Here is a 13,335-nt window from a genome sequence, read left to right as displayed (position 1 = left end):
ACTTTACAAAATGATTTATTATGTTAGCCGGTAGGCAGTCGCTCCTGCGTCAGAAATCAGTTTCGAATTTTCCCAACCACCTCTTTCCCTCTTAGGAATAAACACTGCAACAGAAAAACCGCCCCAGTGTTTCATTTATTTGAAGAATTAATCAATTGTCTTTTATTTATGATTCTATTATAATGATCTCAGCCATTTCTATATTTACAAAAAAACATATAAAAGGGGTAAACAACTATGAATTTGACAAAAAAAGTAATCGCTTACTTTATAATGGTCATGTTTTTGGGCCTGGTACTTACAGCTTGTGCAAGTGAACCGGACGATGATAGTGGCTCAGATGCATCCGGTGGAGAAGAGACGGAGGAGAGTCAGGGAGGGGATTTAGTTATTGCTAAAGCGTCGGACGCTGTATCCCTTGACCCGAATGGTTCCAATGACATCCCTTCGTACGATGTCCAGATTAACATTTTTGAAACGTTAATTAAACAAAATCAGGATATGGAATTAACTCCGAGCCTTGCTACAGACTGGGAAGCTGTGGAAGACAACGTGTGGGAGTTCACACTTCAGGAAGGGGTTACTTTTCATGATGGTGCAGAATTTAATGCCGATGTAGTGAAAAAGAATGTAGAACGGATTCTTGATCCGGAAGTAGCATCCTCCCAGGCATCCTTGTTTGAAATGATTACCGACATTGAAGTGGTGGATGACTATACCATCCGCTTTACTACGGAGTATCCGTTTGCATCCCTCCCTGCCCATCTGGCGCATCCGGTCAGCGGCATGGTATCACCTGATTTAATTGATGAAGATTATCAGGCGATGGAAAATGGGGATGAACCGGGAACGGTCATTAATGAAAACCCGATAGGTACAGGATATTTCAAGTTTGACGAATGGGTTCCAGGCGAATACGTGCGTTTAACAAGAAATGATGATTATTGGGAAGAACCTGCCAAACTTGATTCTGTTACTTTTAAAGTGACCAGTGAAGACCTGACGCGGGTTGCGGAATTGCAAACCGGAGATTCCCATATAACAAATCCGCTCAGCCCGTCTGATGTGGAGCAGATTGAAACACATGAAGAAACAAACGTGCAGCAGCAGGAAAGTGTGAGCCTCGCCTATATTGGCTTTAACACAAGCAAGGAGCCGTTTGATGATAAGCGTGTACGTCAAGCCATTTCCATGGCAGTAGATAAAAATGAAATCATCGAGGGCATTTATGACGGATACGCCGTACCCGCTGTAGGACCTATTCCTCCGGGAGTGCTTGGTTATGATGAAAATGCATCCGGGATGGAGCATAATATTGAAAAAGCAAAAGAACTGCTCGCTGAAGCAGGCTATGAAGACGGTTTTGAAACAACGATCATGACAAATGATGCCAGAGAACGTATCGATACTGCTACAAACGTCCAGGCACAGCTGGCAGAGATCGGCATCGACATTAACATTGAAGTGCTCGAATGGGGTGCGTACCTGGAAGCAACTGCAAATGGCGATCATGAGATGTATGTGCTTGGCTGGGTTACAGGTACAGGAGATACAGACTATGCCACATACCCGCTGTATCATTCCCAAAATGTCGGGGCACCAGGAAACCGGACTTTCACGCAAAATGATGAGGTAGACAGTTTACTCGAAGAAGGCCGTCAAACATTTGAAGAAGAAGAACGGCATGAAGTGTACCGCGAGCTGCAGGAAACACTTGTGGATCTTTCACCAAATATTTTTCTTCACTATACCGAGTACCTGCTTGGTGTACGGAATGAGGTAAAAGGTCTGGAGCAGCTGCCGACTCAATATTTGATGCTGAAAGATGTTTATTTGGAAAATTAATCATGGATTAAATAGTAGAGACTGAGTTCAAATTGTTTTAAAATAAATAACAGAACCAAACCGCATGAAATCAGCACTTGAGTTCATGCGGTTTGTCCATGTAATCTGATTTTTTCCGGCGATATGAAAGCAATCGCAAAACAATGGTAAGCAGGTGAGGATATGAATGACTTAAGGGGTATATGGGAAATAGGCGGGTTTGTGGAGGATCAAAATCATGACGGTGTTGCTGATCAAGTAAACCTTTCGATCAAGTTGGACAAGCATCAGGTTATACCGGGGCTGATTGACTTTTGTGCCAGGCTGGGCTTTGAAACCACCAGTCTGTCCTTTGATTTTTTCCGGGAAAACAGCCGGTATGCCAATAAACTTGAATTTGTGCAAAATGATGAACAAACCGCCATCGAATGTGTATCACCGAATGAAATTATTATATTTTATAAAGATATCGAAAGCATGTCCGAATTGCTGCGTTTTTTAGCAGGCAAATGGCATAAGGATTTCACTCCAAACGAAGGGCCTGTCAGCAAAATTTCATTGGATGATGATGCTGTTGTGATCCATGGTGAGAAATGGCCTTTGGATAAAAAGCCTGGCCACACCGACATTCATTACAAGGTACATAGCTTGAGCGATGTTTGGCATGATGTTGGATTTCTGCACGGTCCGGAACCAAGCCCGCATAATAAGCAGGCGGTTACTATCCATGCAGCAGATGGCCTATCGGAACTGGGCTGGACTGAAATTTGCTATGGTGCAGCAAGGATTGGCATGGAATCTACGGAACTCGCTTTTCCGATGACGGGAAATCTGTCAACCCATCCTTTTGCGCTTCACTTTGAAGCAAACGAAAAGGAAGAAGCAACAGTAGCATTAATGGATAACGAGATTCATTTTACAGGGAAAAATGATGCACTGGAAAATGCAATCTCCTATTTTTTCCGGGAAAAACATTGGCGTTTTCAAGGTCATTTCGGTTCATGGGAGCGTCAATTCCATGCCATGGCAAATGAGGACGAAGAATTGTTTCACTTCACCTGGCAGGATGAAGGGGAAAGAGCCGAGCTGGATGAGCTTATGGACCAATTGGATGGAAAAGTGAATAAAACGGAACCAATCCGGATGACCGTTTATTTATCCGATGCCAAAGAGATCAGGGATGAAGTGGCAGCAAAAATCCGTGACAAATTCCCCGAAAGTGACGTGCAGGTAAGATCTGCATTTAAGCCGGGATATTTTTGGGTAACCGAAGAAATTTTGCCCCGTTTAACTGCATTGGATGCTGAGGTTGACGCTGTAACAATTTATTGTTTAAAAGAAGAAAGAGAAGACGGGCTGGAACTGCCGATCCGCTGGATTCAGGAAATGTACCCGATTGACGAAATGATTGCGCAAAAATTAAACATTGATGTGTCCAGCATTCAGTTTGAACTAACCGAAGAATTGGATGCTACATATCGATTGTCCGCTTATGGCCGTAACGGGGAAACACTGACGGAGGATGCCATTTCCATTCCGGTCTCCAAAGTGCCTTATGTGGAAGAAAATAAATACAGCTACCCGACTACAAGCCATTTATTCGCAGAGCAGCATGGAGAAGTCCTGGTAGATGCCATCATTCAAACTGACCGGGAACGCTTTTATCTATATTATATGGAAGAAATTTTGCCAAAGCTCTGGGAGAAAGCGGATGTTTCCGATGAACTGAGCGGCACATTAAAACCTTTATTTGACCGGATTGAAATCGTAGCCGGCTTGAGCGAGGAAGAAATGAAAATTCCTGTTGCTGAAGAACGCATCTCCTCCCTGGAAGCCCTGCATGAGGATGTATATTTTAATACATTGGATTACTTTCACATCAAGGGGGAGGAAACAGCGGATAAACCGTACATCACACCTGGCGGGGTCTATCCTTTCATGAAAGTAACTCCGGGAGAAAAGCCAAGCGCGGAAATAACCGCGTATGCCTGGTCGGAACGGGAAAGACCATCGGTTGCAACGACAAAACTGGGCTTCCAATTCGGGCACAGGCATCCGTTATGGGCGGAATGCCTTGTCGATGAAACGCCGCAAAGGATCGCTCTGGATACACATAAGGAAAACGGTTTTGTGCCTTTGCCTGATGACCTGCCAAAGCCAAAATCGGCGGAGTTCCGCCCGTGGCTGGCCGACTATTCCTACCGTGGCAGGCCAATCTTTGTTTATGAGCTTTTCCATGATATAAAAGAGGACTATTATTCTGCCATTAAGCTGTCTGTACATAAGCCGACAGTGCTTATCGAAACAGGTCATCATGCGAATGAGGTCTCCAGTACACCGGGAGTCATGGAAATGCTGGACAGTCTGGATAAGGAGCACCCGGATCTGTTGAAGCATCTCAATCTGGTCGTGATCCCGCGCGCCAATCCGGACGGGACCGCCCTTCAGCAGCGGATGGCAGAAGATAATCCGGAGTGGAAGCTGCATGCGGCAAGGTATAATGCGGTTGGGCTGGAATTTTCCCATGTGAGATATAAAGACTCGGTATTCGGGGAAGCAAATGTGCTGCCAAAAATCATGGACCGCTGGGCACCGGACATCCTGATTGATAATCACGGCATCCCAAGCCATGAGTGGACACAGCCTTTTGCCGGGTATCATATTCCGCCAAGGTTTAACATGTCATTCTGGATCCCAAGTGCCATGCTGTACGGCATCGCCCGCCAGCTTGATAAAGAAAAGTACCCGCAGCACACGGAAATTTTAAATCAGATTACGCAGTCCATCCAGGCAAAGGTCAGCGGGACAAAGATTCATGAGCTGAACCAATACTGGCTGGATAGATACAAAAAATATGGCCATCAGTTTATGCCGGAGCTATTTCCGATCGAGCTGGTGGAGGAATTTATTTTTTATCACTGGAATACAAAAGTACATCCGGACTCCGTCAATGGGATTGAACGCTTCCCTGAATGGGTAAGCGCGGAGTTGATCTCAGAAGCCGCAGATGAAACTGTATACGGCGAGACTTTGGAAATATGCAAGGACGGGCAGCAGCTGTTTGATCTGGGTGCCGTGGATTGGATTAATAAAGATGTACAGGCCATCCAAAAAGCATATGGGGAAAATAACGTAAGCATTTCGCGCGTGCGGCCGCTGAACATAAAAGAATAAATAAAGCAGGCTGGATGATGAATCTTTTTCAATTCAGCCGGAAAGGTACTTGAGGGGAATAATGCAAGTTCCCTTCACGTACGTTTGCAGCAATAGAAAGGTGAGTTACATGAAAAAGCTATTATTAACAGGGTTTGAACCCTTTTTGGACTATCCCGTCAACCCGACGATGGAAGTGGTCAAAAGTTTATCCGGGACAGTCGTCAACGATTATCTCATTCACGGAGAAATTCTGACGGTTGATTTCTCCAAAAGCGGGGAGCAGCTTTTGGAAGCGATAGAAGATGTAAAACCGGATGCCGTTATTTCCCTTGGACTTGCAGGCGGAAGGCATAAAGTCACTCCTGAAAGAATTGCCATCAATTGTAACGACGGTCCTGAGGACAATAACGGATGGAAACCAAACGGCGAAAAAATTTTCCCGGACGGCAAGGATGGGATGTTTACGACACTGCCTATTGACCAAATGGCAGAACGCCTGAAAGAATCCGGACTGCCTGCAGAGATTTCGAATACGGCAGGCACCTATTTATGCAATAACGTCATGTATCACGGTCTGTATTATATGAGGAAAAATGAATTAACCATACCATCCGGTTTCATTCATATCCCGGCTTCCCATGCATTGGCCATCGAGCAAAGAAAGCTGCCAAGCTGGTCTCAGGAGGATTTGAACCGGGCAGTGGAATTGTGTGTGGAGTGTTTGTAAAAGGAGGGGCCGCCCCCTCCTTTTACTATTATCTTAGTTTATTGATATGGGGGCAGCTGACTCCTTGGAGTTGGCCCGTTAGTTAGTAAGTAAAATACACTAGATAATAGGAATTCACTTATTATAGTTACATTTCTTTTCAACTCTTTATCATTGCCGTTCTAAATAACAGGATTCTTCGCTCTGAATGTCTTCTTTTCCTAATAAACCAATATCGTCCTCGTTTATTTTATCTATATAGAAACTAAGATAAATTCCAAGTTCTTCTCCTCTAAAATGAATTTCGATTCCATCGCCATTATCTTCCAGCCAATATGAAAAGTCTGTGTCATAAGTTTCGACATATACTGTTTCCTTATCCTTAAATTCAATTCCATCGTCAAAAGGCATGCAATTAGGCTCACCTGCTGGTTCTCCATCTTCATATCCCGCAGTACCTATCCAATAACCTCCAATTAAATCTTCTTCAGTCACTTTAGCACTGCAGCCAATCAGGATTATTAAAAGTAGGGAAAGTAATAAACAATATTTCATTCTCCGCAAATTTTAACACTCCGTATAAAATATCATTATTTTCTTAACAAAGATACTGATTACAAAATGCCAGTAATTATTGCCGTTCTAAATAACAGGATTCTACTTTCGAATCCCTATTTTTTTCTGATGTTAAAACTATCTCATTGTCACTCATTTCTTCAATTTCATAAATAAGATAAAGGCCGAATTCATCCCCAGCAAAGTGAATCTCCGATCCAGAATCTTCTAACCAATACTTAAAATCACTCTCAAATCCCTCAATATATACAATACCTTCATCTTTAAACTCCAGGCCGTGAAAAGCAGTAAGTACGCAAGAGTTCTCTTCACTAGGCTCACCTTCATTTTAGATATCAGGCTACTTTTTTAATATTGCCGCTCTAAAAAACATGATTCTTCGCTCTGTGTATCTCCTTTACCTGTTAAGCCAACCTCATCCTCACTAATTTTGTCAATATAATAGCTTAAATAAAGTCCGAATTCTTCTCCTCTAAAGTGAATTTCAATTCCATCACCATTATCTTCCAGCCAATATGAAAAGTCACTGTCATATACCTCGACATAAACAGTATTATTGCTGTTAAATTTGAGGCCATCTGTAACAACATCTAAGCAATACGGTTCTCCACTTGATTCACCATCCTGATAGCCTGCTGTAGCTACCCAATAACCGTCAATTAAATCCTCTTCTGTCACTTTAGCACTACAGCCAATCAGGATTATTAAAAGTAAAGGGAGTAAGCAATATTTCATTTTTTTCTTCATACCTATCCCTCCTTACAATGTTTAGTTATTTGGTTTAAAATCAATTATCTATTTTTCTCCTTTTGCCAAAACTTCTATAGATTCTCCATTTTCACTTCCATCATAAATATACGCATAAGTTTTGGATCCATAGTCTAACTGTATTTTTTTCAGTTCATTCCCGATAGCATACCAATCATGCGAATTAATCTCTTTATTTGGAAAATAAAGATTAGGATTTTCTTTATGTAATTCCTTCCATCTTTCCATTTTTTCAAAGGTTCCATCTAATGGATAGAATTGAATGTTCAATTCTTTACCATTTCCCTGTTCACTAATAGCCATTTCAAGATTTAACCTATCTGCTACCTTTAAAGCTTCTTCTACCTTAATATCTCCCCCCATTTCTTTCTTTTCACTATCGAATCCAACAACTGTTTTAGCAGCTTCTACAAAGCCACTGATGTTTGCTTTTTTTGCTAATTCCGAAACAACTTTATTTACTATATTTGTAACTATAAAATTCTCTTCATAATTAGCATATTCATTTTTTGAGTTTTCTAATTCATTCTCCTCAATGTTGGTAGATGCTTGCGGCCCTGTAGCGTATGTTATTGCCGTAGACTCAATCCTGGGCATAATATAATTATCAGGGTCATTAAAAACCCATTCATGAAACTCTTCCTTATTCATTATATCCCCACTAGTATTATACTCAACTTGTTTTATTACCGATTCTAAAAAATGACCAGAAATATTATGATGGTTTTTTTCATATTCAAGTTTACCTACTTGAATTACGCTATCACCATCAACCATGCGCGTGTGTAAATCTTTTAGAAGCATTAAATAAGCTTCCAATTTACTGCGGTCATAATAATCCACATTGGTCTCACTCGGGATATGGTTGCCAAGGAAAACATATGCTTGTATCATGACCATTTCATCTTCTAATGCATCTGCAGAAATGACAACCTTATCATTAAGCCTTTCAGTCAATTTATCTATATCTTTTTCATTTATAAAACCGGCAATTTCTTCAATTTCTTTTCTTTTTCCCGCATTAAGAAATTCATTTTGAAAATAGTCATAAAGCACATCTTGCTCATAAGGTGATAAAGTTTTTCCATTTGCTAACTTAGCGGCGATTTCTCTTGGCACTTGCCACTCCTCTTCCCCATAAATCTCTTCCATCATCGCAGAATACCCTTCCACATCCCGTAACACACCAAAATTAAAGTTATCAGGTGACAAATCCCCACGTTCCACCTTCGCCTCTACATCAGCCAGATAACGCTTCATCGTCTGCAAATCCGCCCGAACCGATGTCATCGCCTGGACCTGTGACTTATCAAGCGCATTCAAATCCTCCACGATATTCCTGACCTTCTTTTTCCCCCGATCCACACTTTCCAGCACTGCAGTATCATCGATTCGGTCAACCGCAACAAGATCCTGCACACTGCCAATGATACCATTTGCATCATCGGTTAATGCCATCGCCCGATCTTTCGCTTTGTCAAATCCGTCGGTCACTTCATTTTCCAGGAAATCCTGTCTGATGAGCCCATTTGGGTTTGGCTCAAAGGCTTCCACGGAATTTTGCATTTTTTTCAGCACCGTTTTATAATCCTGCAGGGACTGATACAGGAAAATAAGAAAAGGCTGATGGACTTCATGGAAAAAATAACGGATGGCATCCCCGCCTTTTCCCCTTAACGCGTCCTCCATCGCAAAAAAGTCGCGAATGGACCGCTGAACTGCGCTTATCTTTTCATGTACATCATCAATGTCCCGAATGCCTTCTTCAAGACCGCTCATCAATGAATCTACATCTAAAACTTTCAAACATGACACCCCCAACAGCTTCTGGCATTCTCTCATCTACTTAACTCTTCATTCTAATCCCATTGGCCACATGCTGATCCGTTACCCTGTATTTTTCAACCGCTTCTCCGGCCGCCTGCAAATGCTCGTGAAAAACCTTCTCAAATTGCGTCAAAATAGACTCATAGTCGTGTTTGATCTCATTATATTCATGCACAGCATCAAGAACATTTTCCCCTTTAATCTCTTTGGCGAATTTGGTTGGCATAACACTTGCTGCTGAACGCATACCAGCAATGCCCCGATTGGCAACAACAGCATCCACCTTAATTTCTTCACTCATGTCTGACTTTGCACCTCCTGCTTCCTGACTTGCAATGTGCTCCGCCGGGATTCCAAGGAAGATATACTGCTTTTCAAACTTCTCATTTCTCCTTCAATCATCCTGATTTTCTCCTGGATTTTATCTTCCACGGCAGCAATCTGATGATCCGGAATGTATGCAAAGCTTTTCCTTAAATCCCCTTCCTTCAATTCAGTCAGATCCCTGGCATGATTTCCATGAAATGTTTTCGCAGCAAACCCGGGTTTGGAACAGATTTCTTCCGTTTCATAAAAATCACTTTTACTGTTATGTAAATCCCTCAGTGCCTTTTCAAGTCTGCTCAATTTCTCTCTTTGGCCGGCAAGACTTAAGCTCTGCGCACCTATGAGCCGTTGCACCTCCATCAATTCTGAATTAATCGAATACAAATCCGCACTCATGGTTCCACCTCTTTTTACCTAATCCTTTTCGATTATACATATGGTGCCATATTATTCTAATAATTACATCATACTGGAAATTAGAGGAATTTTATAGGGGACTTTTAACCCATTTTTGTTTCTTTACCAAATAACATCCGGCGGATATGCAGGTCAAAAGTATGAGGATTCCCTGGCAGATATTTGTTGAAACCGATCTGAATTATCTAAAAACATTTTTTTAACTCAATAAAAAATGTCGTATTATGTTCGCATCTTTTTGTGCTATAATACGTTCAAAGGAGGTGAAATGATATGGAAAAGGAAGAGCAAATCATTGGCATGCTTGAACAAATCATGGGCACTTTGGGTGAGCATGGAGAAAAGCTGGACGAACATACACGAATTCTTGGTGAACATGATAAAAAATTGGAAGAGCATAGTGCTCAATTCAGGGAAAACAAAGAAATACTTCATGCTCTGATGACGGGGCAAGAGTATTTAAAGGCAGAAATGGACGGCATGAAAATTGCCAATGCAAAAGAGTTTGGTGATGTGAAGGAAAAAATCGATGTTGTTTCGACAAACCTGGACCTCTTGCGGGAAGACACATGGGCAAACAAAGTAGATATTCGCCGAATCAAAAATACAATGGGGATGGAGTAGTTCTTATTTAATAATGACCAACGCCTCTACATTACTTCTCAGATCAAACTTCATTTGTTCCTCTATATCTACTTGCAGTGCAAGTACTGGCATCAAAACCGGAATATTGCCTATCATTAAATATACAGGGGCTGATCATACAAATTACTATGACCAGCCCTGTATATTATAAAGCCAAAAAGCCTTCATCCTTTTTCCCGGTATCCAGCCCCTGCCCGGTTTCCGTCCGGCACATCATCCTGTCCCATGATTTCATCTCCTGCTGGCTGCTTGTGCCCCACAACAACAGACTTCCGATCCCATTTACTATTTCAACTGCAATTGGTATCCGGTTTGTTTTTTAATAGTTCCTGCTACTGTTTCCCAATCTTCCGGTGATGGCTCTACAGGAATTTTAATGGAAACCTTAGCCTTATCCATGTGAATGGACGGGTTTCCTTTTAAATTCCAGGCTGACGGGATGGCTTCTTTAGTAATGCGAATAATCTCATTTTGCTTCGGTTGTTTGGCGGGCTGGACATTCATGCCGGTCTGATCACTCAGTGCTTGCATCATTTCCCCGAAATTATCTGCCACTTCAGGTGAAATGAAATGGAGTTCCATGAACGGTTCACTGCCCTGCATTTTGATACTGGCTTTGTAAATGGTTACACCAAATTCTTTTCCATATTGCTTGGCTGTTTGAATGGCTTGATTATTTTCCATCCGTTCCCGTCTCTCCGCCGGCCGAAATACTCTGCCCGCTTGCCCGGTCTCTACCGTTGGGGCTGCACCATCCTCGGCAAATTGCAGGGTAAACCCGGTAATCTTTGCAAATGACTCCATCACACGATGTGCATTTTCCGGTTTTGCATCTTTTGTAACAACAAGCCCTTCGTTGATATGCACAGACGGCATATCGGCAGGCTGTTCGAGCAGCTGGCTTAAAAGCGGCTGGAAAGCTTCATGTCTTACGGAATCGGAGAATACAACCGGCCAGCCTGTATCATGCATGATTTGATTTTCGATATCTTTCCGCTCCTGATCCGTAATGCCCTTTGGAAAATCAAAGGAAAGCAAAATATGCTCCGACTCCGTGCCCATTTCCTGGACACCACATTTCAAAAAGCGCGGATGATCTTTTAGAAACTCCCGTACCATATCCATGGCGTGATTTGCGTTCATTTTAATTGCCTGGACCGGCATATCCAAATTGCTGAGCTTACGCCGCAGCTCACTTGTCAGTTTATAACCGTTTGTCCCTTCCGGATCAATAAAACGATGTTTATCCGGAATGCTCTGCAGTGCCAATGCCACTGCAAATTGCTGTTTAGCATTTTTTACTTTCAGTTTTTGAAAAAATTCCTGTAATGATGCTGTATATTCCGGAGCCAGATCCCAGTTTATTTTCTCCAAATAGGGCCGGCTGTAAGAGAATACGTTCTCTGCAGCTTCCTGGAACTCCTCAATGGGAAGGTTCCATTTACCAATATTCTCCACTACTTGCGCTGCTTCAATTCTGTCTATTTTTCCTTTTGGCTTATCCATAAAAAGAATGGCTGTTTTCGGGTGTACATTTTGACAAAGGCCAATCTTTAACGTCTCTTCCCCCTCTTTTTTATAAAGCAGTACATTTCCAATCAGCTGTCTCAGCCGCTCCTGCTCCCGGTTAATCCGATAATTTTTCCCGACCACGCCCTGACCGGACTTTCTTTTTTTAAATGGATAAGTTTCTCCATTTTCCACTAATGTTGGGTGGTATTTCGGATGAATTTTAGCTGCCAGGGTCGTTCGTGCTTCATCATCCCCGTGGACGAGAAGCGTGTAAGCCGGCTCAAGGGCTTCAATGAATCTCGTCATTTCACTGGCGTCCGCATGAGCGGATAACCCAAATTTATCAACCCTGGCATGTACTTGATGGGTCTCTCCGTCAATATCAAGGGTCGTTTCCGTGCCTTCCGCAAGTGCGAGCAATTTTTTTCCCGGACTCTCTTCATCCTGGTAGCCTGTGAGAAATATAGCATTCTTTTTATCTGAAACAATATGTTTGGCATACCAAGCACTGGCGCCGCCTGTCAGCATGCCTGAGGAAGCGATGATACAAGCGGGCTTTCCGTTGATAATTTCTTTGCGGTCCTTTGCACTGACTGCCATGCAGCGCCCTTCTGTCAGAAAGGCATCACCATTTGTCCGGATGCGGTGTGCGACAGGCCCTTTCAGGTAATGGGGATAGCTTTTATAAATCCGGCTGACCGGGGTGACGAGTCCATCAACATATATAGGAAAAGATGGAATCAGCCCTTTTTCCATAAAATCCTGTAACACGAGCATGACTTCCTGGGCTCGTCCTAATGCAAAAGCAGGAACTAGGGCAAATCCGCCATTTTCGATCGTGTCGGCCACATTTTCAGCCAGCCGTTTTTCTTCGGTGTGCCGGTCTGTGTGCATGCGATTTCCATAGGTGGATTCCATAACAACGACGTTTGGCTGCAGGTTTTTTGCCACTTTTGCACCGGGGATCGTCCGCCCGCTCCGAAAAGACAAGTCACCGGTAATCAGCAGGCTCTCCCCTTCTGATTCAATCATAAACATCACTGCCCCAAGAATGTGCCCGGCCTGGTATACGGTAATTTTCAAATTGCCGATTTCCAGTATGCCGTTTGCCGGGAAAACACGCAGATTATTAAGCAGGACACTCATCTGTTCTTCCGTGTATGGCATTAATGTTTCCGAAATCCTCGTTTGTTCAGTCAGGATTTTGAAGGAATCCTTCATCATGATTTGCATCAGATCGGCAGTAGGCGGTGTCGCATAAACGGGAGCTTCGGGATAAAGGTTGTGTACAATCGGCAGTGCACCGATATGATCGGCATGTGCATGGGTGACGAGAATTGCTTCCGGCTTATTTAAATCATCCAGCATGCCAAGCATCGGCAGCACGTTATCCCCATGCATCCTCATCCCGGCATCGATGATTATGCTCGTATTATTTATTTCAATATGAAGGCAGGAAGCACCAATTTCATTTCCCCCTCCCAGAACGGATATGTTCATGTTAAATCACCTCGTATATTATATTTAGGCTCTTCATTCCAGCCTATAAATTCCTTAAAAACCTGTTTAGTATATGT

Annotated in this window: 10 protein-coding genes; 4 read left to right on the top strand and 6 right to left on the bottom strand. The window is 42.7% G+C overall.

The features are described from left to right. Nucleotides 1-237: 237 nt before the first annotated feature. From GHD25_RS13600 to GHD25_RS13590, 3 genes are all read left to right on the top strand, one after another. On the top strand, nt 238-1,845 hold the full coding sequence (locus GHD25_RS13600) for a glutathione ABC transporter substrate-binding protein (protein ID WP_164217736.1): 1,608 nt from the start codon (nt 238-240) through the stop codon (nt 1,843-1,845). Nucleotides 1,846-2,007: 162 nt separating this feature from the next. Beyond that, on the top strand, nt 2,008-4,998 hold the full coding sequence (locus tag GHD25_RS13595; RefSeq protein WP_164217734.1) for a M14 family metallopeptidase: 2,991 nt from the start codon (nt 2,008-2,010) through the stop codon (nt 4,996-4,998). Nucleotides 4,999-5,107: 109 nt separating this feature from the next. Then, the gene (locus tag GHD25_RS13590) at nt 5,108-5,707 is read left to right on the top strand and encodes a pyroglutamyl-peptidase I (protein WP_164217732.1); all 600 of its coding nucleotides are present in this window, start codon (nt 5,108-5,110) and stop codon (nt 5,705-5,707) included. Nucleotides 5,708-5,857: 150 nt separating this feature from the next. Here GHD25_RS13590 and GHD25_RS13585 read toward each other — a convergent pair whose 3' ends face one another. The 5 genes from GHD25_RS13585 to GHD25_RS13565 form a co-directional block, all read right to left on the bottom strand. After that, entirely contained in the window at nt 5,858-6,181 is a 324-nt protein-coding gene (locus tag GHD25_RS13585) for a hypothetical protein (RefSeq protein ID WP_164217731.1), read from the bottom strand. A 429-nt stretch (nt 6,182-6,610) separates the two neighbouring features. Continuing rightward, nucleotides 6,611-7,009 (bottom strand): hypothetical protein, encoded by a 399-nt coding sequence (locus GHD25_RS13580; protein ID WP_164217729.1) that lies wholly within the window; start codon nt 7,007-7,009, stop codon nt 6,611-6,613. 48 nt (nt 7,010-7,057) lie between these two features. Beyond that, the gene (locus GHD25_RS13575; protein WP_164217727.1) at nt 7,058-8,836 is read right to left on the bottom strand and encodes an LXG domain-containing protein; all 1,779 of its coding nucleotides are present in this window, start codon (nt 8,834-8,836) and stop codon (nt 7,058-7,060) included. A gap of 40 nt (nt 8,837-8,876) precedes the next feature. Further along, nucleotides 8,877-9,158, bottom strand: a complete 282-nt coding sequence (locus GHD25_RS13570; protein ID WP_164217725.1) for a YwqI/YxiC family protein — start codon at nt 9,156-9,158, stop codon at nt 8,877-8,879. Beyond that, entirely contained in the window at nt 9,155-9,580 is a 426-nt protein-coding gene (locus GHD25_RS13565; RefSeq protein WP_164217723.1) for a YwqH-like family protein, read from the bottom strand. Before GHD25_RS13565 ends, GHD25_RS13570 begins: the two co-directional genes overlap by 4 nt. A gap of 294 nt (nt 9,581-9,874) precedes the next feature. On the opposite strand from GHD25_RS13565, the gene GHD25_RS13560 reads away from it, so the two are divergent. Further along, nucleotides 9,875-10,225 carry a hypothetical protein gene (locus tag GHD25_RS13560; protein ID WP_164217721.1) on the top strand — a complete coding sequence of 117 codons (351 nt, stop codon included), beginning with the start codon at nt 9,875-9,877 and terminating at the stop codon, nt 10,223-10,225. 306 nt (nt 10,226-10,531) lie between these two features. On the opposite strand, the gene GHD25_RS13555 is transcribed toward GHD25_RS13560, so the two are convergent. Next, the gene (locus GHD25_RS13555) at nt 10,532-13,258 is read right to left on the bottom strand and encodes an MBL fold metallo-hydrolase (RefSeq protein ID WP_164217720.1); all 2,727 of its coding nucleotides are present in this window, start codon (nt 13,256-13,258) and stop codon (nt 10,532-10,534) included. Between the last annotated feature and the right edge of the window lie 77 nt (nt 13,259-13,335).

Source organism: Virgibacillus aidingensis, from assembly GCF_010994035.1.
GTDB lineage: Bacteria > Bacillota > Bacilli > Bacillales > Amphibacillaceae > Virgibacillus_N.
This window is presented reverse-complemented; position numbering and strand designations above follow the sequence as displayed.

Bases quoted from the DNA above. Each gene is read 5' to 3' on its own strand.
- GHD25_RS13570 (WP_164217725.1), bottom strand. From the start codon at position 9,158: ATGAGTGAAGAAATTAAGGTGGATGCTGTTGTTGCCAATCGGGGCATT.
- GHD25_RS13590 (WP_164217732.1), top strand. From the start codon at position 5,108: ATGAAAAAGCTATTATTAACAGGGTTTGAACCCTTTTTGGACTATCCC.
- GHD25_RS13600 (WP_164217736.1), top strand. From the start codon at position 238: ATGAATTTGACAAAAAAAGTAATCGCTTACTTTATAATGGTCATGTTT.
- GHD25_RS13595 (WP_164217734.1), top strand. From the start codon at position 2,008: ATGAATGACTTAAGGGGTATATGGGAAATAGGCGGGTTTGTGGAGGAT.
- GHD25_RS13565 (WP_164217723.1), bottom strand. From the start codon at position 9,580: ATGAGTGCGGATTTGTATTCGATTAATTCAGAATTGATGGAGGTGCAA.
- GHD25_RS13555 (WP_164217720.1), bottom strand. From the start codon at position 13,258: ATGAACATATCCGTTCTGGGAGGGGGAAATGAAATTGGTGCTTCCTGC.
- GHD25_RS13560 (WP_164217721.1), top strand. From the start codon at position 9,875: ATGGAAAAGGAAGAGCAAATCATTGGCATGCTTGAACAAATCATGGGC.
- GHD25_RS13580 (WP_164217729.1), bottom strand. From the start codon at position 7,009: ATGAAGAAAAAAATGAAATATTGCTTACTCCCTTTACTTTTAATAATC.